Source organism: Pseudomonas thivervalensis (genome assembly GCF_001269655.1).
Lineage (GTDB): Bacteria > Pseudomonadota > Gammaproteobacteria > Pseudomonadales > Pseudomonadaceae > Aquipseudomonas > Aquipseudomonas thivervalensis.
Genome location: NZ_LHVE01000015.1, coordinates 96,066 through 120,089 on the forward strand (window position 1 = coordinate 96,066; position 24,024 = coordinate 120,089).

The 24,024-nt window shown below is 60.8% G+C and carries 25 protein-coding genes; 12 read left to right on the forward strand and 13 right to left on the reverse strand.

What is annotated here, in order from left to right:
* Positions 1-110: 110 nt before the first annotated feature.
* Both AD659_RS21900 and AD659_RS21905 read right to left on the reverse strand, forming a co-directional pair.
* Complete coding sequence (locus AD659_RS21900; protein WP_018604257.1) at positions 111-845, reverse strand: YiaD family glycine zipper/OmpA-like lipoprotein; 735 nt, start codon at positions 843-845, stop codon at positions 111-113.
* A 151-nt stretch (positions 846-996) separates the two neighbouring features.
* On the reverse strand, positions 997-2,172 hold the full coding sequence (locus AD659_RS21905) for an aspartate aminotransferase family protein (RefSeq protein WP_053125024.1): 1,176 nt from the start codon (positions 2,170-2,172) through the stop codon (positions 997-999).
* Positions 2,173-2,270: 98 nt separating this feature from the next.
* Between AD659_RS21905 and AD659_RS21910 the strand changes: the two genes are divergently transcribed.
* The 4 genes from AD659_RS21910 to AD659_RS21925 all read left to right on the forward strand — a co-directional run bounded on the left by AD659_RS21910 (position 2,271) and on the right by AD659_RS21925 (position 6,083).
* The gene (locus tag AD659_RS21910; RefSeq protein WP_053125026.1) at positions 2,271-3,188 is read left to right on the forward strand and encodes a LysR family transcriptional regulator; all 918 of its coding nucleotides are present in this window, start codon (positions 2,271-2,273) and stop codon (positions 3,186-3,188) included.
* 206 nt (positions 3,189-3,394) lie between these two features.
* Positions 3,395-4,408, forward strand: coding sequence for a sensor domain-containing diguanylate cyclase (locus tag AD659_RS21915; protein ID WP_053125248.1), 1,014 nt, complete (start codon positions 3,395-3,397; stop codon positions 4,406-4,408).
* A gap of 90 nt (positions 4,409-4,498) precedes the next feature.
* The gene (locus AD659_RS21920; RefSeq protein ID WP_053125028.1) at positions 4,499-5,287 is read left to right on the forward strand and encodes a DUF72 domain-containing protein; all 789 of its coding nucleotides are present in this window, start codon (positions 4,499-4,501) and stop codon (positions 5,285-5,287) included.
* 91 nt (positions 5,288-5,378) lie between these two features.
* A complete protein-coding gene (locus AD659_RS21925; RefSeq protein ID WP_053125029.1) occupies positions 5,379-6,083 on the forward strand; it encodes a hypothetical protein in 705 nt (234 codons plus the stop codon).
* A gap of 184 nt (positions 6,084-6,267) precedes the next feature.
* Here AD659_RS21925 and AD659_RS21930 read toward each other — a convergent pair whose 3' ends face one another.
* The 10 genes from AD659_RS21930 to hmpA form a co-directional block, all read right to left on the reverse strand.
* Positions 6,268-6,582 carry a helix-turn-helix domain-containing protein gene (locus AD659_RS21930; RefSeq protein ID WP_030139928.1) on the reverse strand — a complete coding sequence of 105 codons (315 nt, stop codon included), beginning with the start codon at positions 6,580-6,582 and terminating at the stop codon, positions 6,268-6,270.
* The gene (locus tag AD659_RS21935; RefSeq protein ID WP_053125031.1) at positions 6,579-6,923 is read right to left on the reverse strand and encodes a toxin; all 345 of its coding nucleotides are present in this window, start codon (positions 6,921-6,923) and stop codon (positions 6,579-6,581) included. Before AD659_RS21935 ends, AD659_RS21930 begins: the two co-directional genes overlap by 4 nt.
* A gap of 139 nt (positions 6,924-7,062) precedes the next feature.
* Positions 7,063-7,950, reverse strand: a complete 888-nt coding sequence (cyoE, locus tag AD659_RS21940) for a heme o synthase (protein WP_003178131.1) — start codon at positions 7,948-7,950, stop codon at positions 7,063-7,065.
* An 11-nt stretch (positions 7,951-7,961) separates the two neighbouring features.
* Entirely contained in the window at positions 7,962-8,297 is a 336-nt protein-coding gene (cyoD, locus tag AD659_RS21945; RefSeq protein ID WP_014340102.1) for a cytochrome o ubiquinol oxidase subunit IV, read from the reverse strand.
* Positions 8,298-8,924 carry a cytochrome o ubiquinol oxidase subunit III gene (locus tag AD659_RS21950; RefSeq protein WP_053125033.1) on the reverse strand — a complete coding sequence of 209 codons (627 nt, stop codon included), beginning with the start codon at positions 8,922-8,924 and terminating at the stop codon, positions 8,298-8,300.
* A 3-nt stretch (positions 8,925-8,927) separates the two neighbouring features.
* Complete coding sequence (gene cyoB, locus AD659_RS21955; protein ID WP_053125035.1) at positions 8,928-10,958, reverse strand: cytochrome o ubiquinol oxidase subunit I; 2,031 nt, start codon at positions 10,956-10,958, stop codon at positions 8,928-8,930.
* A gap of 3 nt (positions 10,959-10,961) precedes the next feature.
* Positions 10,962-11,909, reverse strand: a complete 948-nt coding sequence (gene cyoA / locus AD659_RS21960) for a ubiquinol oxidase subunit II (protein WP_053125038.1) — start codon at positions 11,907-11,909, stop codon at positions 10,962-10,964.
* Positions 11,910-12,243: 334 nt separating this feature from the next.
* Positions 12,244-12,552: a hypothetical protein gene (locus AD659_RS30030; RefSeq protein WP_156334332.1), complete on the reverse strand. Its 309-nt coding sequence runs from the start codon at positions 12,550-12,552 to the stop codon at positions 12,244-12,246.
* Between the two features lie 132 nt (positions 12,553-12,684).
* Entirely contained in the window at positions 12,685-13,194 is a 510-nt protein-coding gene (locus tag AD659_RS21965; RefSeq protein ID WP_053125040.1) for a disulfide bond formation protein B, read from the reverse strand.
* 451 nt (positions 13,195-13,645) lie between these two features.
* Entirely contained in the window at positions 13,646-14,827 is a 1,182-nt protein-coding gene (gene hmpA, locus AD659_RS21970) for an NO-inducible flavohemoprotein (RefSeq protein ID WP_053125042.1), read from the reverse strand.
* A 152-nt stretch (positions 14,828-14,979) separates the two neighbouring features.
* Here hmpA and norR point away from each other — a divergent pair, with 152 nt between their 5' ends.
* The 5 genes from norR to AD659_RS21995 all read left to right on the forward strand — a co-directional run bounded on the left by norR (position 14,980) and on the right by AD659_RS21995 (position 20,233).
* A complete protein-coding gene (gene norR / locus AD659_RS21975; RefSeq protein WP_053125044.1) occupies positions 14,980-16,536 on the forward strand; it encodes a nitric oxide reductase transcriptional regulator NorR in 1,557 nt (518 codons plus the stop codon).
* A 337-nt stretch (positions 16,537-16,873) separates the two neighbouring features.
* A complete protein-coding gene (locus tag AD659_RS21980; protein ID WP_030139917.1) occupies positions 16,874-17,776 on the forward strand; it encodes a chemotaxis protein CheV in 903 nt (300 codons plus the stop codon).
* 117 nt (positions 17,777-17,893) lie between these two features.
* On the forward strand, positions 17,894-18,223 hold the full coding sequence (locus AD659_RS21985) for a hypothetical protein (RefSeq protein WP_053125047.1): 330 nt from the start codon (positions 17,894-17,896) through the stop codon (positions 18,221-18,223).
* A 79-nt stretch (positions 18,224-18,302) separates the two neighbouring features.
* Positions 18,303-19,052, forward strand: a complete 750-nt coding sequence (locus tag AD659_RS21990; protein ID WP_053125049.1) for a YkgJ family cysteine cluster protein — start codon at positions 18,303-18,305, stop codon at positions 19,050-19,052.
* 209 nt (positions 19,053-19,261) lie between these two features.
* Positions 19,262-20,233 (forward strand): 2-hydroxyacid dehydrogenase, encoded by a 972-nt coding sequence (locus tag AD659_RS21995; RefSeq protein ID WP_053125051.1) that lies wholly within the window; start codon positions 19,262-19,264, stop codon positions 20,231-20,233.
* 200 nt (positions 20,234-20,433) lie between these two features.
* On the opposite strand, the gene AD659_RS22000 is transcribed toward AD659_RS21995, so the two are convergent.
* Entirely contained in the window at positions 20,434-21,336 is a 903-nt protein-coding gene (locus AD659_RS22000) for a DMT family transporter (RefSeq protein WP_053125053.1), read from the reverse strand.
* Between the two features lie 136 nt (positions 21,337-21,472).
* On the opposite strand from AD659_RS22000, the gene AD659_RS22005 reads away from it, so the two are divergent.
* The 3 genes from AD659_RS22005 (at position 21,473) to AD659_RS22015 (ending at position 23,922) form a co-directional block, all read left to right on the forward strand.
* Positions 21,473-22,348: a helix-turn-helix domain-containing protein gene (locus AD659_RS22005; protein WP_053125055.1), complete on the forward strand. Its 876-nt coding sequence runs from the start codon at positions 21,473-21,475 to the stop codon at positions 22,346-22,348.
* 129 nt (positions 22,349-22,477) lie between these two features.
* On the forward strand, positions 22,478-22,966 hold the full coding sequence (locus tag AD659_RS22010) for a sigma-70 family RNA polymerase sigma factor (RefSeq protein ID WP_053125057.1): 489 nt from the start codon (positions 22,478-22,480) through the stop codon (positions 22,964-22,966).
* A gap of 8 nt (positions 22,967-22,974) precedes the next feature.
* On the forward strand, positions 22,975-23,922 hold the full coding sequence (locus AD659_RS22015; protein WP_173667200.1) for a FecR domain-containing protein: 948 nt from the start codon (positions 22,975-22,977) through the stop codon (positions 23,920-23,922).
* Positions 23,923-24,024 lie beyond the last annotated feature (102 nt).

The window sequence follows — 24,024 nt, forward strand, 5'->3', positions numbered from 1 at the left end:
GCTTCGCAGCCCAACGGGAGCAAGCTCCCTCGCCACAAAAGCCCAAACGCTAGCCGCAAAAAAGGGGACCCTGTCTCCAGGAGCCCCCTTTCATTTACCACCCAGCGATTTTACGGATACTGCTGGTAAGTCTGGCCCTGCTGCTGCGGTGCCTGGTATTGCTGGCCCGGAATTGCCTTGAGGTTGACCTCGACCCGACGGTTTTGCGCGCGGCCATTGACGTCGGCGTTGCTCGCCACCGGATTGTCCGGGCCGGCGCCACGCGCCGACAGGTTGGCACCGCTCACGCCCTGGGACGTCAGGTAGGTCGCCACGCTCTGGGCACGGCGCTGGGACAGGTCCATGTTGTGCTGGCGGCTGCCGGTGCTATCGGTGTAGCCGACGATCTCGATCTGGTTCTGGTTGAACTCCTTGAGGGAGTTGGCCAGGTTGTTCAGCGGCTGGTAGAAGCTGGACGCGATGTTCGCCGAGTCGGTGGCGAAGGTGATGTTGCCCGGCATGATCAGCTTGATCTGGTCACCCTGGCGCTGCACTTCAACACCGGTATTGGCCATGCTCGCGCGCAGTTTCTTTTCCTGCTGGTCGGCGTAGTAGCCGTAGCCAGCCGCGGAAGCACCCACCACCGCCGCGCCGATCAATGCGCCCTTGCCACGGTTATCGTGACCTATGGCCGCACCGGCCAACGCCCCCGCCAGTGCACCGAGGCCGCCATACTTGGCGGTTTTGCTCATGCCCGACGATTCGGTAGAGGCCTGGCCCTGGTTGTCATAGGGGTTGGGCGACGCACAGCCGGACAACAGGGCCACAGCAGTAGCGACAACGATCAAGCGACGCGAGGTGAACATGGAATGCTCCTGGGTTTTCAGTCTGAATGCCAAAGTGTAGGCAATCGACTCTGGCAGGCGTTGGAACGCGACAATCGTTAAAAATTCCGTCCCGCTGCGTTGCGCTTCGTCCGACTGTTCCCCTGGAAATCATCGCGCCGGCAAGCGCTCCTCAGCCCTGCGCCAGACAGCGGCTCACACCCCTGACAATCATCTCCACTTCCCGCCCATCGATCGTCAGCGGCGGTAGCAGGCGGATGGTCTGGCCCCGGGTCACATTGATCAGCAGGCCGTGGTCCCGGGCGGCGCGCAGGGTCAGGTCGCGGACCGGTTGCTTGAGCTCGATGCCGATCATCAAGCCCTGGCCGCGAATCGCCAACACATTCGGGTTGTCCGCCAACTCGATCCGCAACCGGCCCAGCAATTGTTCGCCCTGCTGCCTGGCGTTCTCCACCAGCGCTTGTTCCTCGATGATGTCCAGCACCGTGCAGCCGACCCGACAGGCCAACGGATTGCCACCGAACGTGCTGCCATGACTGCCCGGGGTAAACAACTCGGCGGCCTTGCCCCGTGCCAGGCAGGCACCGATGGGCACGCCGTTGCCCAGGCCTTTGGCCAGGGTCATGACGTCCGGCACGATGCCCTCGTGCTGGAACGCGAACCACTGGCCGGTACGGCCGATGCCGGTCTGGATCTCGTCGAGCATCAGCAGCCAGGCGCGCCGGCTGCATAGCTGCCGCAAAGCCTTGAGGTAACCCGGAGGGGCGAGTTGCACACCGCTTTCGCCCTGGATGGGCTCCACCAGCACCGCGACGATGCGCTCGGCATGCGCCTGCTGGAGCTGTTCCAGCGCCGCGAGATCGCCGAACGGCACCTTGATGAAATCCCCCGGCAACCGGTTGTAGCCCAGCCGCACGGACGGGCCGTCACTGGCAGACATCGTACCCAAGGTGCGCCCATGGAATGCATTGTCCATGACCACCACCAACGGCTGCTCGATGCCCTTGTGCCAGCCGTAGAGGCGCGCCAGTTTCAGCGCGGTTTCGTTGGCCTCGGCACCTGAGTTGTTGAAAAACGCCCGCTCCAGCCCGGACAGCCGAGTGAGCTTTTGCGCCAGGCGTTGCTGCCAGTCAATGCTGTACAGGTTCGACGTATGCAACAGCAGGCCGGCCTGCTCGCTGATGGCAGCCACCAGCCGCGGGTGGGAATGCCCGACATTGGTCACCGCCACGCCTGCCACGGCATCGAGGTATTCGCGGCCGTCCTGGTCCCACAGACGCGTGCCCAAGCCATGGGTGAAATTCAGCGCCAGGGGTTGGTAGGTGGTCATCAAGCAGGCAGCGGTCATGGCATCAGGCTCCATCGGGTGGTTTTTTCCAGTATGGTTAGCCACCAAAGCTGGATAAACGCTGCTTTACTTCAATCATTTAAAAGCATGGCTTGATAATGGACCTGTTCCAGGCAATGACCGTTTACGTAAAAGTGGTGGAAACCGGGAGCCTGACAGCGGCGGCCCAGGCGTGTGAAATGTCCACGACCATGGTGGGCAATCACCTGCGTGCGCTGGAGCAACGCCTCGGCGTGCGCCTGATCAACCGTACGACACGGCGCCAGCGCCTGACGGAATTCGGCGCGGCCTACTACCAACGCTGCCTGGAAGTGCTGGGGCTGGTGGCCGACTCCGAACGCCTGGCCGAACAGACCCAGGGCGAGCCCACCGGCACCCTGCGCATCACCGCACCGCTGACCTTCGGCACCGAACGCCTCGCGCCGGCCCTGGCCGAATTCAGCCAGCGCTTCGCCCAGGTCAAACTCGACGTGGTGCTGACCAACCAGCGCCTGGACCTGCTCGACCATGGCTTCGACGTCGCCATCCGCCTCGGCCATCCCGACCCGAAACTGATCGCCCGTCCGTTGCTGGACTACACCCTGACCATCTGCGCCTCCCCTGCTTACCTGGCCCGACGAGGCACGCCGGAACAACCCGCGGACCTGCAGCAGCACGATTGTCTGTCGTTCGCCTATTCGGCAGCGGACGAATGGCGCTTCGCCCAGGATCACTGGCCGATCAACGGCCCGGACGGCGAGATCAAGGTCCCGGTGAATGGACCGATGCTGATCAACAGTTCCTCGGGCCTGCACCGCGCCGCCCTGGCGGGAATGGGCGTGGTGATGCTGCCCGACGCACTGGTGGCCCAGGATCTGAAGGATGGACACTTGGTGACGTTATTGCAGGGCTACCAGTTGCCCCATCGACCGATGAGCCTGATGTATGCGCAGGATCGCTACCGGTTGCCGAAACTGCGCAGTTTTGTCGAGTTTGCGCTGGAGAAATGGGGCAAACCCCAAACCTCAGGCGGATGATGATGTAGGAGCTGACGAGCGAAGCGAGGCTGCGATCTTTTCCCAGACACTTGAGTCCCAAGCGAAAGATCAAAAGATCGCAGCCTCGCTTCGCTCGTCAGCTCCTACGCTCAAGGCATCGCCCCCGCTAGTGGCCCCGCCCCCCATCAGCTACTCTTTCCCCTTGGACGAGCATTTTGATATCAAGGCTGATTGAGGAAACGATGATGGGAGATGCCTCGAACATCGACATGCTGCGGTTCGACTTGTCCGATCTGGACGAAGGCGTGCTGCACACCATCCTGGAACTGGTCAGCGATGGCATCTGGGACTGGAACGCCAATACCGGCTTCGTCTACCGCAACCCCGGCTGGTACACGATGCTCGGCTACCTGCCCCATTCACTGGACAACACCGTACTGACCTGGGAAAGCGTGATCCACCCGGAGGACTATCCACGGGTCATGGCGCTGTTTGACGACTATCTGGAACAACGCGCCCACAGCTACCAGGCCGAATACCGTTGCCGCACGCGCGACGGGGCCTACATCTGGATCGAGGACCGCGGCTACGTGATCGCCCGCAATCCGGATGGCACAGTGGCGCGCATGATCGGCGCCCATCGCAGTATCGACGACAAGAAGCGCCTGTTCGAACAACTGGAACGACGCAACAAATCCCTCGAAGCCATCATCGAAGAACGCACCCGCGAACTGTCCCGGGTCAACCATCAATTGCAGCTCCAACTCGACGAAAACCGCAGGCTTGCCGAAACCGATGCCCTGACGCGGGTCGCCAACCGTTACCGGCTGGACCAGGCACTGCCGCTGGCCTGTGAGCGCGCCCAGCGTTTCCGCGAGCCGTTGTCACTGATCGCCATGGACGTCGATGATTTCAAGGACATCAACGATCAATACGGCCACGCCTTTGGCGACGCAGCGCTGGTGCAAGTGGTGCAGAGCGTCCAGCGCTGCGAGCGCGACGGCGATTTGCTGGTGCGCTGGGGCGGTGACGAATTCATCATGATCTTGCCCAACACCACCGTGGCCGATGCCCGCTTGCTGGCGGAAAGCATTCGCCGAGGCTTGTCAGATCTGCTGCCGGTGGGCGACTTCCAGATCACCATGAGTTTTGGCGTGGTGCAGCGATTCGAGGACGAACAGCACGCGGCATTACTGCACCGGGCGGACCAGGCGCTGTATCGCTCCAAGATGGCTGGCAAGAATGTGATTTGTGAATGAGCGGTACTCCGGGCCCACGATAAAAAGAATGCAGACATGAGGCGTTGGCAGCGGTCATAGGCTGTATCCGTTGCTATCAGGCCTTCGCCCTTGTCGACTCGACGTCCCTCCTCACGCCTTTACCTGGGCTGCGCCGGCTGGTCGCTGCCCCGAGAGCAGTGGCCGGCCTTCGCGCTCAAAGGGACGCATTTGCAGCGCTACGGCAGCCGCTTTTCCGCCGTGGAGATCAACAGCTCGTTCTACCGCCCGCACCGCCCCGCCACGTATGCAAAGTGGGCCGACAGTGTTGCCGGGGATTTTCGCTTTTCGGTCAAGGTCCCCAAGCAGATCACCCATGAACGGCGGCTGATCGACTGCGAAGGGCTGGTGGATGAATTCCTCGGACAATGTTCGCAGTTGGGAGAAAAGCTCGGCTGCCTGTTGATTCAGTTGCCACCGTCACTGGCCTTCGATGCGAGCGTAGCCGAAGCATTCTTCAAGACCTTGCGGGACCGTTATCAGGGCCATGCCGTGCTTGAGCCGCGACACCCAAGCTGGCTCGCGCCCCAGGCAGCAACGATCCTGCTAGACGAGCGCATCGGCCGGGTTGCCGCCGATCCGTCGCCGTTGCCCGGCGGCGATCAACCGGCAGGCTGGCCTGGCATTCGCTATTACCGGCTGCACGGTTCACCGCGTATTTACTACTCAGCCTACGAAGACGCGTGGCTGGGGCGCCTGGCCCAAGCGCTGAAGGCTGCGCCCGACACACCGTCCTGGTGCATCTTTGACAACACCGCCAGTGGCGCTGCGACCACCGATGCATTGCGATTGATGGACCTGATACGCGACCGAAACGCGCCACCAACGACAAATGGTCAGTTACTGTGGGTCCGACCGTGACAACACCGCCCGCGTCCAATAGATTAGGCGGCCGGAAAAAAGCTCAATGCCTTTCTCGCCTCATCCCGCTAACAGAAGTAGTGAAATTTCAATGTCCGATTCCAACACCGCTGAATCCGTAGTCACCCTGTCGTCCAAAGCGGAATACGAAAACTCCATCAATCTTTCACAGCATCTGCCCCAGGCCAAAACCATCAGCGAAATGGTCCTCGATGCGTTCCAGTCGAACCGTGAAAGCGACCAGATCCGCGACCTGCGCAACGCCATCCGCCAGGCCCACGATGCGTTCGATGACGACAAGGCCTACGAGTTGATGGGTCAGCTCAAGCAGCTCAAGGACGCTGAGGCTGCGGATTTTGCAGCCTTGGAAGACCTGGGCAGCCGCTTCCCGATCAGCCGCATTCTTTCCAGCTACAAAGACGACCCGTCGTTCCAGGAGCTGGTCTACGGCCTGGCCCTGAAAGTGCTGAACCAGACTCACCAGGCCATCAGCAACCCGAGCGGCAGCAAGGGCAAGGCCTCGCGGCCCAAGAAGGAAGCCGAAGTGTTTGTCATCAGCAAGGACGGCATCAGCGTCACCCTGCCCCTGCGCACGCCGCGCTCCAAGCCGAACGTCGACCGTGAAGCCTTCGAGTTCCTGGGTTTCAACTTCGTCGGCGAAGGCGACGAAGCCGAGCTAGAAAGCGAAACCTTCCTGGACAACGACGGCACTGAACAACCGGTCACCCGCAAAAGCATCGTCACCGCGCTGCAACAGCAGAAAGCGTTCGACGGCTACAGCATCGCCCAGCAATAAGCCCGAATCCCCTGTGGGAGCGAGCTTGCTCGCGATTGCGTCGAGTCAGTCCATATCAGCTCAACTGACCCACCGCTTTCGCGAGCAAGCCCGCCCCCACAGGAACATCGTCAGCGGAAATAACGCCCAAGAAAAAGCCCCGCACTTCTCTCGAAGGCGGGGCTTTCCCATGGCTATGAGCGGATCAAACAGCACCAAGCCGCTCGACCATATCCGGAAACTTCTCGACCAATTTGATCAACAAAGCCGCCTGGGCATTAGGCTTGGACTTTTCTTGCTCCCAGTTTCTCAGGGTACCTGGGCTGGTCCTGATGCTCTTTGCGAAGACGGCTTGGGACATATGAAGCCTGTCGCGCAAAGCTACGATTTCCTGGGCTGACACCTCGGGAACCGGCTTGTCTTCAATCGAAATCTGGCGAAGGGTAATCTTGCCCTCGCGGTGAGCGGCCATCTCCTCGACGCCTTGCATCATCTCGGCAAACAGATCGCGCTTTTTCATAAGGTACCTCGTACTTTCAACTCAGCTTCTATGGCGCGCTTGAGCATCTTCTCTTGCTCGGAGGTCAGGTTTTCCAGTTCGTCCTTGTCATAAATCGCAAACATCCAGAACTGACGATCATGCCTCAACCAATAATAAATGACCCGCAGCCCACCTCGCTTCCCTTTGCCACGACGTTCATCGAACCAACGCAGCTTACGGAAGCCACCGGTACGTGGCATGACGTCACCGGCCTCTGGATGCTGCTGCATATAGAACTGAAGCAGGCGATATTCATCATCGGTCAGGTAATGGCCAACCGTGGCAGTGAACGTAGTCGTTTCAAAAAATAAGGTTCGCATGGCAGAAACTATAGGCAAATTGCGTATAGATCAACAAGCAACAATCTATTGCGACGAATGACAGCGGCTAGCCATGGCCCATATCAAAAAAAGCCCCGCGCTTCTCTCGAAGGCGGGGCTTTTTTTGCAGCTCTGGCGCTTAAGGCGCGTAAGTCAGCAACAACTCACTCGGCACCTTGAAATCCAGGGACATCATCACGCTCAGGGCGGTGATGGTGAAGATCGAGAACACGAACAGCTTGCGTGCCCAGACCGTGTCATCCACCGCCTTGTAGCCGGTCCAGGCCATGTACAGCCAGTACATGCCCATGGCAGCGGCGACGGCGAGGTAGCTCATGCCGGCGTAGCCGCTGAAGGTCAGCATCAAGGTCGCCACCAGGAAGGCCAGGATGTAGAGCAGGATGTGTTTCTTGGCCACGCGGATGCCGCGCTTGACCGGCAGCACCGGAATCGAGGCCGCCAGGTAGTCGTTGAAGCGGAAGATCGCGATGGCGTAGGAATGCGGCATCTGCCAAAGACTGAACATCACCAGCAACGTCAGCGCCGCCATGTCGAAGCTGTTGCTCACCGCGACGTAGCCGATCACCGGCGGCATCGCCCCCGACAGGCTGCCCACCAGCGTGCCGTGGACCGACTTGCGCTTGAGGTACAGGCTGTAGAGGCCGACGTAGATGACAAAACCGATCACCGCGAACAACGCCGCCAACGGATTGGCCACCCAGTACAGCAGCGCCACGCCGGCCACGCCCAGCACCGTGGCGAAGGCCAGGGCCAGTTGCACCGGAATCAGGCCTTGGACCAGCGCCCGATTCTTGGTGCGCTCCATCTTGATGTCGATGTCGCGGTCGATGCAGTTGTTGAACACACAACCGGACGCCACCACCAGGGAAGTGCCGATCATCGCCGCCAGGAAGATGGCCAGATCGACATGCCCTTTCGAGGCCAGGAAAAACCCGCCTGCCACAGAAAGCACGTTACCGAAAATGATCCCCGGCTTGGTGATTTGGATAAAGTGCTTCAGGGACATCCGGATTTTCCTCAGTGCGCCATCATGTTGGTGTGGATGCTGAACATGATCCACAACGACAGGCCGACCAGCAGGACAATCACGATCGCGGCAAAGACAAACGCGACCACGTTGTTACGTTGGGCGGCGGAGCGGTCCAGGTGCAGGAAATACACCAGGTGCACCAGTACCTGGACCACGGCGAAGATCAGGATGATCCACAGGGTCAGGCTCTTGGGCAGCGACGGGTACATCACCAGGCCGAACGGGATGACGGTCAGGATCACCGACAGGATGAAACCGATGGCGTAGGACTTGACGCTGCCGTGGCCGGCGTCGTGGCCATCATGGGAATGTGCGTTAGCCATTTACAGGGTCCCCATCAGATAAACAACGGTGAATACGCAGATCCACACCACGTCCAGGAAGTGCCAGAACAGGCTCAGGCAGCTCAGGCGCGTCTTGTTGGTGGCGGTCAGGCCGTTTTTCTGGACCTGGTACATCATGATCGCCATCCAGATCAGGCCGCTGGTCACGTGCAGGCCGTGGGTACCGACCAGGGTGAAGAACCCGGACAGGAAGCCACTGCGGCTAGGGCCGTAGCCTTCGGCGATCAGGATATGGAACTCGTTGATCTCCATGGCGATAAAGCCCGCGCCGAGCAGGAAGGTCATCGCCAACCAGCCCAGGACCTGGGTTTTCTTGCCCTTGAACAGCGCCAGCATGGCGAAGCCGTAGGTGATCGAGCTGAACAGCAGCAGCGCGGTTTCACCCAGCACGTACGGCAGCTCGAAGATGTCGTGGCCCGACGGGCCACCGGCGACGTTGTTAACCAGCACCGCGTAGACCGCGAAGATCGACGCAAACAGAATGCAGTCGGTCATCAGGTAGAGCCAGAAACCGAATACGGTCATCTCGCCCGAGTCGTGGTGATGGTCATCGTGCCCATGGTCATGACCATGGGCGTGTCCAACATTGGTCACTAAGTTCGACATGGTTTAAGCCTGTTCCAACGAGGTTTCAACACGGGTGGCGGTGGCGGGGACTTTCCCGGCCGCTACCAGGCGCTTGTGCTGCTCGGCTTCGATGCGCTCGATGACATCCACCGGCACCATGTAGCCCTGATCGTCACGGGCGGCATGGATCACGAAATACGCCACGGTGCCGACCAGGCTGGCGATGGCCAGCCACCAGATGTGCCAGATCATCGCGAAACCGAACACGGTCAACAGCGCGCCCATGACCACACCGGTCGCGGTGTTGTTGGGCATGTGGATCGGCTCGTACTTGGCCGGAACCTGGTACGCGGTACCGGCTTCCTTGGCTTCGGTGAACGGGTCGATGGTTTCCGCTTTCGGCAGCACGGCAAAGTTGTAGAACGGTGGTGGCGACGAAGTCGACCACTCCAGGGTATGGGCATTCCACGGATCACCGTGATCGCACATGTTTTCCGGTTTCTTGCGATCACGCACGCTGACGTACAGCTGGATCAACTGGCAGGCGATACCGACAGCGATCATCACCGCGCCGAACATGGCGACGTACAGGTACGGCACCCACTCAGGGTTGGTGGTGGCGTTCAGGCGACGGGTCATGCCCATGAAGCCCAGTGCATAGAGCGGCATGAACGCGACGAAGAAGCCCGAGATCCAGAACCAGAACGCTGCCTTGCCCCAACCTTCGTGCAGCTTGAAGCCGAACGCTTTCGGGAAGTAGAACGCAAAGCCCGCGATGTAGCCGAACACGGCACCGCCGATGATCACGTTATGGAAGTGCGCGATCACGAACAGGCTGTTGTGCAGCACGAAGTCAGCACCCGGAATGGCCAGCAGTACGCCGGTCATGCCGCCGATGGCGAAGGTCACCATGAAGCCCAGGGTCCACAGCACATGGCTGGTGAAACGCAGGCGGCCCTGGTAGATGGTGAACAGCCAGTTGAACAGCTTCACCCCCGTCGGGATCGAGATCAGCATGGTCGCCAGGCCGAAGAAGGCGTTGACGCTGGCCCCCGAACCCATGGTGAAGAAGTGGTGCAGCCAGACCATGAAGCCCAGTACCGAGATCGCGCCGGATGCGTAGATCATCGAGTGGTGGCCAAACAGTTTCTTGCCGGAGAAGGTCGAGATGACTTCGGAGAAAATACCGAACGCCGGCAGGATCAGGATGTATACCTCAGGGTGACCCCAGGCCCAGAACAGGTTGACGTACATCATCGGATTTCCACCCAGTTCATTGGTGAAAATGTGGAAATCCATGTAGCGGTCAAGCGTCAGCAAAGCCAGGGTAGCGGTGAGGATCGGGAACGAAGCGACGATCAGCACGTTGGCCCAGGTGCAGGTCCAGGTGAAGATCGGCATGTCCATCAGCTTCATGCCAGGGGTACGCATCTTCAGCACGGTGGCCAGGAAGTTGACCCCCGTCAGCGTTGTCCCCAACCCGGATAGCTGTAGCGCCCAGATGTAGTAATCCACTCCGACGCCCGGACTGTATTGCAGCCCCGACAATGGCGGATAGGCGACCCAACCGGTCTTGGCGAATTCGCCAACACCCAGGGATACGTTGATCAGCACCACGCCGGACACCAGCAGCCAGAAGCTGAGGGAGTTCAGGAACGGATAGGCAACGTCACGCGCGCCGATCTGCAGCGGCACTGCAAGGTTCATCAGGCCGGTGAAGAATGGCATCGCCATGAAGATGATCATGATCACACCGTGGGCGGTGAAGATCTGGTCATAGTGTTCAGGCGGCAGGTAGCCAGGCGAACCCTCGGTGGCCATGGCCAGTTGGGTACGCATCATGATGGCGTCGGCAAAACCGCGCAGCAGCATGACCATGGCGACGATGATGTACATCACGCCGATTTTCTTGTGGTCGACCGAGGTCAGCCACTCGGTCCACAGGTAGGTCCACTTCTTGAAATAAGTGATGCCTGCGAACAATGCCAGACCACCGAGCGCGATGATGGCGAGGGTCACCATGACAATCGGCTCGTGGAACGGGATCGCTTCCCAACTTAATTTACCTAACATCGTTTACTCCTCTGCCCCGGCAGCTGAATGCGAGCTCATGTCCATCCCTTCCATGTTGTGGGCCACTTCCTTCTCGTTCTTCTCGTGATGCATCGGCTTGCCCGGATTCATCCCTTCATACTTATCGATGATGGTCTGGAACAGGTTCGGCGTGACCGACGAGTAGAGTTCGACTGGGTTGTTCTGGCTCGGCTTGGAAAGGGCTTCGTATTCAGCTTTTTCAAGCTGTTTAGGTGCCTTCTTCACTTCGTTGACCCAGGCGTCGAACTCTTCCTGGGTGGTGGCGGTCGCTTTGAACTTCATGCCGGTGAAACCCGCGCCGCTGTAGTTGGCGGAGATACCTTCGAGTTCAGTGTTCTGGTTGGCGATCAGGTGCAGCTTGGTCTGCATGCCGGCCATCGCATAGATCTGGCCGCCCAGGCCCGGGATGAAAAACGAGTTCATCACGGTGTCGGAAGTGACCTTGAAGTTGATCGGCGTGTGGGCCGGGAACACGATCTTGTTGACCGTGGCGATGCCTTGTTCCGGATAGATGAACAGCCACTTCCAGTCCATCGAGACCACTTCGATGGTGATCGGCTTGACGTCGGAATCCAACGGACGATACGGGTCCAGGGCGTGGGTCGACTTGTAGGTGACATAACCCAGGGCAATGATGATCAGCACCGGAATGGTCCATACCGCCACTTCGATCTTGGTCGAATGCGACCATTTCGGCGTGTAGGTGGCCTGGGTGTTGGTTGCGCGGTACTTCCAGGCGAACAGGAAGGTCATGACGATGACCGGCACAACGACCAGCAACATCAGCAGCGTGGCGGTGATGATCAGGTTTCGTTCATCCAGGCCGACCTGGCCCTTGGGATCGAGCAAGGTCATGTTGCAGCCTCCCAGCAGCAACGTGCCGAGCAGCGGCAACAAGCCTAGTAATCGGGGGTACCTGTTTTTACTCATCTCACGACCTCTAAAGCAGCTTGCGCAATGCAGTTGGGTTTTGATCGCCAACACTTCACCCTGCCAAGGGTTGGCATTTTCTTGGATTGAATAAGGGCTGCCCGTCGAACGTCAGACGCTGTTCAACACATCCTGGGCCAGCAGTGAGTTCTTATTCGTTGGTCAAAAGGCCTAGTTCAAGCCCAATTCCATTTGGTGCGGGTAGTTGGAGGCACCGACACCTGGGGTCGCATGGGGCGCTGGCGCCCTTCGACCACTCTCGTGCTCAAGCCTGAGCCGGGTCGGAAAATCGGTGCGGGCGATTGTAGTGAGGTGACGCGCTGTAGACCATGTCTCATCCCGAAATAATTTTTATCCGATCCGGCAACAATCTCTTGCCGATATTGCAACGGGCCAGCATCTTATCGAAATTCATTCTCAACAAGAACCCCAAAAAACGTAGGTCTACTACGCCCGATTTAGACAGCTCAGGCCGATTCGGTAGAGCTTTTTTGCCCGGCAAGCGCCCAGTTTTCGGGGGCTGCGGCACCTGGCGCTGCGCTGTTAAAAATGCCTGCTGCAGGCGAGACGCTGACGGCGAAACCAGACGATTTTTTGTTACAGGAATCAGCGCTTGATCGCCCTTGCAAAGGCTGAACGCCACAAGATGTGTGACAACGTGTCGCACGTTGTCGCAGCCCGTTCTTGCCTCGGATCAAGGACGCTCCGGCTCGAGCCTGAAACGCAAAACGCCCCGGTTCTCCAGAAGAGAACCGGGGCGTTTCATTGAGGCGTTTCAGCGAAGCGATTTGCGGTTACGCGACACCAGCAACGGCACCAGCACCACCGTCAACACGAAGGCCACCAGCGCCCATTGCGCCAGGGACAGGCCCAGGATCGGTGGGTAGGGGGTGGAGCAAAAGCCATCGACCTGGAACCCCAGCGGGAAGATCTTCGCCAGCGGCAGGTCATCGACGATCGGTTGCAACACGTCGATGCCGCAACTGACCGCGGGGAAGAACTGGGTGTACACGTGATGCCCGGCCACACCGGCCCCGGCCAGGGCGCAGAGCACCACCAGGCCTTCGAAGATCGTCAGGCTGCGGCGGGTGCGCATGGCGGCGCCGATGAAGGCGAAGATCGCGATCAGCAACAGCGCATAGCGTTGCAGGATACACAGCGGGCACGGTGCCTCGCCGAGGGCCACCTGCATGTACAGCGCACCGCCGATCAGTGCCAGGCAGATCAGCCCCAGCAGCACCAGATAGCGCCGCTCACGGCCTAACCGCATCATTTCCTCACTCATTGCGTTTCCCTTTGTCTGCATGGATCGACGCGCAGCCTCGCAACACCCGGCGCGCGATCGGATGTACCGAAGTCTACACGCTGACCATGACAGTGAACGAGCAGCGGGCGTCGACATTGGGGGGAATAGACCGCAAAAAGGTTAAGCGGGGATTAATGCGGGTCAGTTGGACAGGGCTGGACTTGCCGCCGCCATCGCGAGCGGGCTCGCTCCCACAGTTTTTATGGCGTTCACAGAAATCGTGTCCACCCCAAATCCCCTGTGGGAGCGAGCTTGCTCGCGAGAGCGGTGGGTCAGCGTGCATTGATGTTGAGTGGGCCGACGCCATCGCGAGCAAGCTCGCTCCCACAGTTTTTTGTGGTGTTCACAGAAATCGTGTCCACCCCAAATCCCCTGTGGGAGCGAGCTTGCTCGCGATGGGGCCAACCCGGTTCCCGGATTGACCGCGACCTTATTCCAGCGCCGCCGCCGGGCCGAAGAATTCGTAGCGACTCTGCCGGTCCGGCACGCCCAGGGCCTTGAGGTGGCGCTTGACGGCGCCCATGAAACCCTTCGGCCCAAGGAAATAGGCGTCGAGGTCACGCTGCTCCGGCAGCCATTGCGCCAGTTGTTCCTGGCTCAACAACCCCACCTTGTCCGCCGCTGGGCTCAAGCCGTCGTCTTCGTCGTAGCAGTAGAAGCGCTTGAGTCGCGGATGCCGCTTGGCCAGGTCGTCGATCCAATCGCGGAAGGCATGGGCGCGGCCATTGCGTGCGCAGTGAATGAAATGCACCGGCCGCTCGGTTTGCAGCGCTGCCTGCAACATGGCCAGGGTCGGGGTGATGCCAACGCCGCCGCTGATCAGTACCAGCGGCTTGTCGCTGGCGGTCAGGTAGAAATCTCCGGACGGCGGGAACAACTGGATGCGACTGCCGACCTCGAAATGATGATGCAGGTAGTTCGACACCCGCCCGCCCGGCTCACGTTTGACGCTGATGCGGTACTGACCGTTGTCCGCCAGCGCCGACAGCGAATAGTTACGGCGCACTTCCTCATCATCGAGCACGAGTTTCATGCCGATGTACTGGCCCGGCTCGGCCACCAGGATCGGCCCCTTGTCCGCCGGCTCGAAGTAGAACGAAGTGATCTCCGAGCTTTCCTGGACCTTGGCCACCAGGACGAATTCACGCTCGCCCCGCCAGCCGCCCGGCGCCTCGGCCTTCTTGTCGTACAGGCCGGCTTCGGCGCCGATCAGGATGTCGGCCAACTGGTTGTAGGCAGCGCCCCAGGCCGCGATCACTTCGGGCGTGGCGATCTCGGCACCCAACACCTCGGCGATCGCCCGCAGCAGGCACGCACCGACGATCGGGTAATGTTCCGGCAGGATCTGCAAGGCAACGTGCTTGTTGACGATCTTCGCCACCAGGTCGCCCAATTGGTCGAGCTGGTCAATGTGCCGCGCATACATCAACACGCCGTTGGCCAACGCACGCGGTTGGTCGCCGCTGGCCTGGTGCGCCTGGTTGAACAGCGGGCGCACCTGCGGATATTCGGACAACATCATGCGATAGAAATGAGTGATCAGCGCTTCACCACCGCTTTCAAGCAATGGCACGGTGGAGCGAATGATGGCGCGTTCTTCTCGACTGAGCATAAGGTGACTCCTGGCATATGACTGATAACCGTTGCGTAAGCCTTATCAGTTTCCATGCCATAAATTTTTTACTTAAATATCAATTAGTTAAGAACAGTGTAGTCATATCGACACGACCCACTTTATAGTCGTTACGACTACATGGAGTCATTATGACCGCAACTGCCCTGCTGACCTCCCTGCTGCCACTGGTGGCCGACCTGTCCCGCGAACTGCCTGAAGGCGAACGTTATCGGCGCCTGCTCGGCACCTTGCGCACCCTACTGCCCTGCGATGCGGCGGCGCTGCTGCGCCTGGATGGCGACTGCCTGGTACCGCTCGCCGTGGATGGCTTGAGCGCCGATACACTGGGCCGGCGATTCCGAGTCAGCGAACACCCGCGCTTCGAAGCGCTATTGGCCAACCCGAACCCGACCCGCTTCGCCGCCGACAGTGGCCTGCCCGATCCGTACGACGGGCTGGTCGAGGGGCTGGCTGAGCACTTGGAGGTCCACGATTGCATGGGCTGCCCGCTGTTCGTCGACGAGCGCCCTTGGGGTCTGCTGACCCTGGATTCGCTGGATCCGGAGCGCTTCGAACCCATCGACCTCAGTGCCCTGCAAGCCTTCGCCAGCCTCGCCGCCGCCACGGTCAGCGCCGCCGAACGCATCGAGCGCCTGGCCTTGAAGGCCGAGGACGAGCATCGCCGCGCCGAGGTCTATCGCCAGGCCAGCGGCCAGCAACATCGCGACATGGTCGGCCAGAGCAAGGCCCACAAGCGTCTGGTGGAAGAAATCACGCTGGTGGGCGGCAGCGACCTGACGGTATTGATCACCGGCGAAACCGGCGTGGGCAAGGAGCTGGTCGCCCAGGCCATCCACGCCGCATCAAAACGCGCCGGCCAGCCGCTGATCAGCCTCAACTGCGCCGCCCTGCCGGATACGCTGGTGGAAAGTGAACTCTTCGGCCACGTACGAGGCGCCTTCACCGGGGCCACGAACGACCGGCGCGGCAAGTTCGAACTGGCCGACGGCGGCACCTTGTTCCTCGACGAAGTGGGTGAACTGTCCCTGACCGTCCAGGCCAAGTTGCTGCGGGTGTTGCAAAGCGGTCAACTGCAACGCCTGGGCTCGGACAAGGAACACCGGGTCGATGTGCGCCTGATCGCGGCGACTAATCGCGACCTCGCCGAAGAAGTGCGCAACGGCCGTTATCGGGCCGATTTCTACCATCGCTTGAGCGTGTATCCGTTGCAGGTGCCGGCGCTGCGTGAGCGCGGACGGGATGTGCTGCTGCTCAGCGGCTTCTTCCTCGAACAGAATCGTTCGCGCATGGGCCTGGGCAGCCTGCGCCTGACCGGCGACGCCCAGGCCGCACTGCTGGCCTACGACTGGCCGGGCAACGTACGCGAACTGGAACACCTGATCGGTCGCAGCGCCCTGAAGGCCTTGGGTCGTCACCCGGCGCGCCCGAAAATCCTCAGCCTCAGCGCCCAGGACCTGGATTTGCCCCACGCCCCTGTGGATAACGCCGAACCGTCATCCCCCAACCCGGCACCGGTCGTACCAGGCGTGACGGGGGATTTGCGCGAAGCGGTGGACGCGTTTCAACGCAATTTGATCGCCGCCTGCCTGGAGCGTCACCAGCACAACTGGGCCAGCGCCGCCCGGGAGCTGGGGCTGGACCGAGCGAACCTGGGGCGGATGGCCAAACGGCTTGGCCTGAAATAGTGGTTGGTGGCGAGGGAGCTTGCTCCCGCTGGGCTGCGCCGTAGGAGCTGTGTAGGAGCTGTCGAGTGCAACGAGGCTGCGATCTTTCCACTGGCAATTGAGTCGCAAGCGAAAGATCAAGATCAAAAGATCGCAGGCTTCGCCAGCTCCTACAGAGCCGAGCGGGAGCAAGCTCCCTCGCCACAAAAGCTATCCCGCACAAGAATCTTGTTACAACGATCCATGCTATCGACAGGCTTTCGCCCTAAAGCCTGCCCCCGACAAGTCGATAACCCAATATCACAAGCTGTTCTGGCGACCTTCATGCTCGCCCCACCTTTTTCCACAGAAGGTTTTTATGTCTTCCAACAAAGCCCGCGCAGATTCACTTTCGCTTCTGCTGTTTACCTTGCGCAGCGGCAAGCTGATGGCGATCAACCTGCTCAAGGTCAGTGAGATCATTCCCTGCCCGCCGTTGACCAAACTGCCGGAGTCCCATCCGCACGTCAAAGGCATCGCCACCCTGCGCGGGACGTCGTTGTCAGTGATCGACCTGAGCCGCGCCATTGGCGAGCGGCCGCTGGAAGACCCGGACGGCGGCTGCCTGATCGTCACCGACGTGAGCCGATCCAAACAGGGCCTGCATGTGCAGGCGGTGAGCAAGATCGTGCATTGCCTGACCACCGACATCAAACCGCCGCCCTACGGCTCCGGCGGCGTACGTGCGTTCATCACCGGCGTGACCTCGGTGGACGGCACGCTGGTGCAAGTATTGGATATCGAAAAGGTCATCCACGGCATCGCACCGGCGCAGATCGAAACCGCGCCGACCGAACTGAGCATGGAAGACGCCGAGGTCCTGGGCAACGCCCGGATCCTGGTGGTCGATGACAGTCAGGTCGCACTGCAGCAATCGGTGCACACACTGCGCAACCTGGGTCTGCAATGCCACACCGCCCGCAGCGCCAAGGAAGCCATCGATTGTCTGCTGGAACTGCAGGGTACTGCGCAGGAGATCAACCTGATCGTTTCCGATATCGAAATGTCGGAAATGGACGGCTACGCCCTCACCCGGACCCTGCGCGAGACGCCGGACTTCGCGCACCTCTACGTGTTGCTGCACACCTCGCTCGACAGCGCCATGAACAGTGAGAAAGCGCGACTAGCCGGTGCAAACGGGGTGCTCACCAAGTTCTCGTCACCCGAATTGACCAAGTGCCTGATCACCGCGGCCAAGGCCGTCGCCGAACAAGGTCGCTGAAACTCGTCCGCGTCAATGCGGGCCATGCTCAAGGAGGCTGCGATCTTCGCGGCCTCTCAACCCTGGCCCGACCTCAGGCATACTCCTGTCCTGTTTCCCTGAACAAGGACATTGTCGATGAAAATCCCTGCGCTGATGCTCCTCGGCCTCACTGCCGCCATGGCCTTTCAGGCTCAGGCTTCGAGCCCTGACGCCTGGGCCGCCTACGACAAGAAAGTACTCGCCAGTTGCCTCAAGGCCAGCGGCCTCAAAGACCCCGAACCCATCGGCACGGCTGCGCAATTCGACGACCGGGTGGGCTACACCGCGCTGTTGCTGCAAGGCCAGTACCCGCAGAAGCACATGAAAGGGGCGACGGGCACCGAGCTATGCCTCTACCGCAAGAAAACCAAGACCGCCTTCGTCACCGAATGGGACTCGGTTCGCCCCACCGACACCCCTCGATGAATGGCGCATAACTTGCTTTGCACGGCTCATCGCGGCGTTTTTCTGTCGCCGCTTTCAGCCTTTTGCCTTCGGTCGATCAATGAACACAACGTTTTCCTGCGTAGGGTGCGGTAAATGCTGCACCGGTCATCATGTTCCCCTGACGCTCGACGAAGCCAGAATGTGGGCGAATGACGGTGGCCAGGTGATTGTCCTGGTCGAGGCCTTCCTGCCCAATGGCCTCGGCCTTCCGGTGGCGCAGCGCGAACATGCCGAACGCCGTTCGGCGGTGGTCCGCAGCGGCACGAGCCAGGCGCTCGTGGCAATCACCTTCGCCGCTTATAACCCCGGCCCTTGCCATAACCTGGACGCCGAGAACCTGTGCCGCATCTACGAGCGCAGGCCTCTGGTTTGCCGCATCTACCCGATGGAAATCAACCCGCACATCCCGCTCAATCCCGCCACCAAGGATTGCCCACCGGAATCGTGGGAAACAGGGCCGCAGTTGATCGTCGGCGGTGAACTGGTGGACCAGGAACTGGCCCGGTTGATCGAGCGTTCACGCCAGGCCGATCGTGAAGAAATCGCGATCAAGGCACGCATCTGCGTGTCGTTGGGTATCCACACGACGGCGTTGAAGGGCGACGGATTCACGGCCTACCTGCCGAACATGGCGGCGTTTGCCGCGGCTATTGATCAGGCCCGCTCGCAGCCGTTGGACCCAGAGGCTGGCGAATGGCAGTTCCATCTGTCCGGTGATGACGTTGCCAGCCAGGTAACGGCCAGTGGCGCAAGCGTGGTCACCGAGGCACCGGTCAACTACGCCTTTATTTCCCTGCGGGCCGCATAGATACCTGAGTGATGAAATAGACCTCTGTGGGAGCGAGCCTGCTCGCGATAGCGGTCTGTCAGCCAACGCTATGTAACTGATGCAATGCCATCGCGAGCAGGCTCGCTCCCACAAGGGATTTGCTGCGTTCAGTCGCTTTCCCCCCTCGCCTAACCCGCGCCAGGAATGTTAGCGTGCTTGGTATCTTCTCCGCAGATGAGCCTTGCACGATGAAAAAAACCGTCCTTGCCTTCAGCCGTATCACGCCTCCCATGATCGAACGCCTGCGCCAGGACTTCGAGGTGATCGTCCCCAACCCGTCGAACGGCGACATCAACGCGCAGTTCAACGAAGCCTTGCCTCACGTCCACGGGCTGATCGGTGTCGGTCGCAAGCTCGGCCGCGAGCCACTGCAGAACGCCACGAACCTGCAAGTGGTTTCCAGCGTGTCGGTGGGCTACGACAACTACGACCTGGCGTACTTCAATGAGCGCGGGATCATGCTGACCAACACCCCGGACGTGCTCACCGAAAGCACCGCCGATCTGGCCTTCACCCTGCTCATGAGCAGCGCCCGGCGCGTGGCCGAACTGGACGCCTGGACCAAGGCCGGGCAATGGCAGGCGACCGTCGGCCCGCAACTGTTCGGCAGTGATGTGCACGGCAAGACCCTGGGCATCGTCGGCATGGGCAACATCGGCGCGGCCGTTGCCCGGCGTGGGCGGTTGGGGTTCAACATGCCGATCCTGTACAGCGGCAACAGCCGCAAGACCGAGCTGGAAAACCAGTTGGGCGCCCAATTCCGCGAACTGGACCAGTTGCTGGCCGAAGCCGACTTCGTCTGCCTTGTGGTGCCGTTGAGCGAGAAGACCCGCCATCTGATCGGCCAGCGTGAACTGGAGCTGATGAAGCCGAGCGCCATCCTGGTCAACATTTCCCGTGGCCCGGTGGTGGATGAGCCTGCGCTGATCGAGGCCTTGCAGAACGGCCGCATCCGCGGCGCCGGGCTGGATGTCTACGAGAAGGAGCCGTTGGCCGAGTCGCCGTTGTTCCAACTGAAAAATGCCGTGACCTTGCCACATATCGGCTCCGCCACCCATGAGACCCGTGAGGCCATGGCCAATCTTGCTGTGGATAACTTGCGCAGTGCCTTGTTGGGCGAGCGACCGAAGAACCTGGTCAACCCCCAAGTCTGGAAATAGAACACATTGTGGCGAGGGAGCTTGCTCCCGCTGGGCTGCGTGTAGGAGCTGCCGAAGGCTGCGATCTTTTGATCTTGATCTTTCGCTCTCGATTCAATGGGCAGTGGAAAGATCGCAGCCTCGTTGCACTCGACAGCTCCTACGGGCGCAACCCAGCGGGAGCAAGCTCCCTCGCCACAGGAATCGCCAGAGGATGTGTCTCAGCGAGCACCCAGCGCGACGTTCGCGGCCACTGGCCGGGGCTTGCGGAACACCAGCACGTTGCCCAGCATCACCAGCACCAACCCCACCAATGCCGGCGCCGTCCACTGGTAACCCTCGACAAACGCCGAGACGTTCAACGCCACCACCGGGAACAGCACGGTGCAATATGCCGCCCGCTCCGGCCCCATGCGCCCCACCAGCGTCAGGTAGGCGGTAAAGCCGATCACCGAACCCGGAATCACCAGGTACAACAACGAGCCGATGTAACGCGTGTTCCATTCCATGTCGAACGGGATGCCTTGGAACGCACACCACACCGCCAACATCGCCGCGCCATAGGCCATGCCCCAGGCATTAGTGGTCAGCGGCTTGAGGCCGGCCTTCTGTTGCAGGCTCGACAGCATGTTGCCCGCCGAGAAACACAACGTCCCCAGCAGCGCCAATGCCAACCCGAGCAAGGTTTGAGGGCTTGCGCGGTGACCGGCCAACTCCGGCCAGAACAACAACGCCAGCCCGAATAGCCCCAAGGCGCCGCCCAACAACACGTTACGGGCAATCCGCTGGCCGAAGAACACCCGGGCATTCAAGGCATTCCAGAGGGTGGCGGTCGAGAACACCACGGCGACCAATCCGCTGGGGATCCACTGGCTGGCGGTCAGGAAACACATGAAGTTGATGCAAAACAGGCACAGGCCCTGGGCGACGCAGATCAAGTGACCGCGCCGGTTCATCACCTGCAAGCGGCGACTGAGCAGGAGCATCGCGAACAGGATCAACGCCGCCAGGCCGAAGCGATAAACGATCGAAACAGGGATGGCGACCACACCCAATTGCAATTTCAGGGCAATCCATGTGGTGCCCCAGATGAGCACGGTAAGCAGGTACAACGAGAGGTTCATGACGATGACTCCTGGCAATGGCCTCCAGTGTCACGCCGATGCTTGCTCGTCGCTTGCGTAAACTTGCGGTTTTTACGAGCGATGGGCTGGCAGGGGACGGCCTACGGAGTAGGATGCAAGCGTTGGAGAACCGATCATGTCCACACTGCAAACCCTGCAAGTCTTTCAAGCCCTCAACAGCTCGCCGAATGCTCGTCTCGAGCACAGCGCCGAGCTCGGTGACGGCTTGGCGGCCGCTTTGTGGAGCAATCATCACGACGCCCAGGACTACGAGGGGCCGACTCACCATACGTTGTCCTGCTACATCGCCGGTGGCACCGGCACGTTTCGCCGCGAGCGGCCCGGCACCACGGGGGGCCCAGGCAAACTCTGCGTACTGCCCGCCGGCCATGAATCAGCCTGGGTCATCAACGGCGACATTCGTCTTGCCCACCTGTATTTCAGCGCTGAACAATTCGCCCTTGGCTGCATCACCCTGCTGGACCGCGAGCCCCGGCAAGTGCAACTGCACGAGGAAACGTTCCTCGACGACCCGCAACAGGCCCAGCGCTTCCACCAGTTGATCGCGCTGAACTGGGACGAACCCGGTGAACGCCTGCTGACCACCAGTCTGGCCCATGACCTGCTCAACCACTTGCTGCTCAGCCAGGTCGGCCAGCGCCAGGGCCTTCGCCTCAAGGGCGGCTTGGCTGCCCATCAGCGGCGATTGCTGGTGGACTACATCGACAGCCATCTGGCCGAAGCCATCAGCCTTGGGCAATTGGCGGCGCTGTGTGCGTTGTCCGAGTATCACTTCGCTCGGATGTTTCGCGAAAGTTTCGGACTGCCACCCCATCAATATGTACTGGCTCGGCGCTTGACCTGCGCACGGCACTTGTTGCGCAGCACTTCACGACCGTTGGGCGACGTAGCGCTGGCCTGCGGATTTGCCAGCGCCAGTCATTTCACCAACCGCTTTCGCCAAGCCTTGGGGGCGAGCCCCAGGGAATATCGACAGGCGTTCTTGGGCTAGCCGCCACCGTACCTTGACCAAATGAAACAACCAGGCACTCATCCCGATTGCCGTAGCCATCACTGCGCCCCTACAATGCGAACAATTCTTGTTCTCTAGCACAGCTCACCGCTGTCGGGATGTTCCTCGTTGCCGCCTGCACACACCGTCGAAGTGCTCTACAACGCCCATCACCGTTGGCTCAACGGCTGGTTGCGAAGAAAACTCGGTTGCCCCGACAGTGCCGCCGACCTGGCCCAGGACACGTTCATGCGTGTATTGACCGCGCGTGATCCGCAGCCGGTCCTGGAACCCCGTGCGTTTCTCACGACCATTGCCAAGCGCGTCTTGTCCAATCATTACCGCCGCCAAGACCTTGAGCGCGCCTACCTCGACGCCCTCGCCCAACTGCCGGAGCAAGTAGCGCCATCGGAGGAAGAGCGGGCAATCATCCTGCAGACCCTGATGGAACTGGACCAACTGCTCGATGGGTTGCCGCGCGCGGTCAAGCAAGCGTTTCTGCTGGCCCAGGTCGACGGCCTGACCTACAACGAAATCGCCCATGAACTGGGGATCTCGCTGGCAACGGTCAAGCGTCATCTGAACAGGGCAGCGATGCGCTGCTACTTCGCCTTATGACCCCACCGATGAACGGCGCGCCTGGCGTCAGCGCGCAAGTGGCCGAGCAGGCCGTGCATTGGCTTTTGGAAATGCAGCAAGGCCCACTCGATACCCGCCAGCAGCAAGCCTGGAAACAGTGGCTCGATGCTCACAGCGAACATCGCCGGGCCTGGGAACATATCCAGCGGGTCAATCAAAGGCTGCGCAGCGTGTCCCCGCCGTTGGCCCATGCGGCCCTCAATGCACCGAAGTCTGCGGCGCGGCGTCGGGCGCTGAAGATATTGCTGGTGCTTGGCGCCGGCTCAGCGTTGACCTGGGGCCTGCGTGAACGCCAATTGCTGCCGCCATTGATGGCCGACTTTCGCAGCCCGGTGGGCGAGCAGCGACGCCTGACGCTGGATGACGGCAGTCAGTTGCAGCTCAACACCGGCAGCGCGGTAGACGTTCGCTTCGATGCTCAACGCCGCTTGATCCGCCTGCTGGAGGGAGAGCTGTTGTTGACCACCGCCCAGGACCCGAGGCCCCTGCAAGTGCTGACTGCCCATGGCCTGCTGGACAGCCGCAACGCCCGGTTCAACGTCCGCGAGTATCCGGACCATACCCAGGTGGCGGTGTTTGAAGGCCAAGTGGACATTAATAGTCGACACAGCCCGGCTCTGTTGCTGACGGCATCGCGGCAAGTGGCCCTTGGCATCAACGGCACCGGGGCCGTCACGGCGCTGGACACCAACAGTGGTGCCTGGACGGAGGGCATGCTGGTGGCCGCGCATATGCGCCTGGCAGATTTTCTCGACGAGCTCGGCCGCTACCGACGCGGCCAATTGCACTGCGACGAGGCGGTCGCCAATCTTCTGATCTCCGGAACCTATCCGCTGGACAACAGCGAACGAATCCTCGATCTGCTGGAGGTCACCCTGCCGGTAAAAGTACGTCGCTTCACCCGCTATTGGGTCTCGGTCGAGGCGCGCGCTTGAACCATGACCGTCCGGCCTGAAAAAAAATGATCCGACAGTGAGCCGTTTTCCCCGCCTCGGGTGACAGAGAAGGAAAGCCACTTCGATACAACCTTCTCGGGA

Bases quoted from the DNA above. Each gene is read 5' to 3' on its own strand.
- AD659_RS21900 (WP_018604257.1), bottom strand. From the start codon at position 845: ATGTTCACCTCGCGTCGCTTGATCGTTGTCGCTACTGCTGTGGCCCTG.
- AD659_RS21905 (WP_053125024.1), bottom strand. From the start codon at position 2,172: ATGACCGCTGCCTGCTTGATGACCACCTACCAACCCCTGGCGCTGAAT.
- AD659_RS21910 (WP_053125026.1), top strand. From the start codon at position 2,271: ATGGACCTGTTCCAGGCAATGACCGTTTACGTAAAAGTGGTGGAAACC.
- AD659_RS21915 (WP_053125248.1), top strand. From the start codon at position 3,395: ATGGGAGATGCCTCGAACATCGACATGCTGCGGTTCGACTTGTCCGAT.
- AD659_RS21925 (WP_053125029.1), top strand. From the start codon at position 5,379: ATGTCCGATTCCAACACCGCTGAATCCGTAGTCACCCTGTCGTCCAAA.
- AD659_RS21930 (WP_030139928.1), bottom strand. From the start codon at position 6,582: ATGAAAAAGCGCGATCTGTTTGCCGAGATGATGCAAGGCGTCGAGGAG.
- AD659_RS21935 (WP_053125031.1), bottom strand. From the start codon at position 6,923: ATGCGAACCTTATTTTTTGAAACGACTACGTTCACTGCCACGGTTGGC.
- cyoE (WP_003178131.1), bottom strand. From the start codon at position 7,950: ATGTCCCTGAAGCACTTTATCCAAATCACCAAGCCGGGGATCATTTTC.
- cyoD (WP_014340102.1), bottom strand. From the start codon at position 8,297: ATGGCTAACGCACATTCCCATGATGGCCACGACGCCGGCCACGGCAGC.
- AD659_RS21950 (WP_053125033.1), bottom strand. From the start codon at position 8,924: ATGTCGAACTTAGTGACCAATGTTGGACACGCCCATGGTCATGACCAT.
- cyoB (WP_053125035.1), bottom strand. From the start codon at position 10,958: ATGTTAGGTAAATTAAGTTGGGAAGCGATCCCGTTCCACGAGCCGATT.
- cyoA (WP_053125038.1), bottom strand. From the start codon at position 11,909: ATGAGTAAAAACAGGTACCCCCGATTACTAGGCTTGTTGCCGCTGCTC.
- AD659_RS21965 (WP_053125040.1), bottom strand. From the start codon at position 13,194: ATGAGTGAGGAAATGATGCGGTTAGGCCGTGAGCGGCGCTATCTGGTG.
- hmpA (WP_053125042.1), bottom strand. From the start codon at position 14,827: ATGCTCAGTCGAGAAGAACGCGCCATCATTCGCTCCACCGTGCCATTG.
- norR (WP_053125044.1), top strand. From the start codon at position 14,980: ATGACCGCAACTGCCCTGCTGACCTCCCTGCTGCCACTGGTGGCCGAC.
- AD659_RS21980 (WP_030139917.1), top strand. From the start codon at position 16,874: ATGTCTTCCAACAAAGCCCGCGCAGATTCACTTTCGCTTCTGCTGTTT.
- AD659_RS21985 (WP_053125047.1), top strand. From the start codon at position 17,894: ATGAAAATCCCTGCGCTGATGCTCCTCGGCCTCACTGCCGCCATGGCC.
- AD659_RS21990 (WP_053125049.1), top strand. From the start codon at position 18,303: ATGAACACAACGTTTTCCTGCGTAGGGTGCGGTAAATGCTGCACCGGT.
- AD659_RS21995 (WP_053125051.1), top strand. From the start codon at position 19,262: ATGAAAAAAACCGTCCTTGCCTTCAGCCGTATCACGCCTCCCATGATC.
- AD659_RS22000 (WP_053125053.1), bottom strand. From the start codon at position 21,336: ATGAACCTCTCGTTGTACCTGCTTACCGTGCTCATCTGGGGCACCACA.
- AD659_RS22005 (WP_053125055.1), top strand. From the start codon at position 21,473: ATGTCCACACTGCAAACCCTGCAAGTCTTTCAAGCCCTCAACAGCTCG.
- AD659_RS22015 (WP_173667200.1), top strand. From the start codon at position 22,975: ATGAACGGCGCGCCTGGCGTCAGCGCGCAAGTGGCCGAGCAGGCCGTG.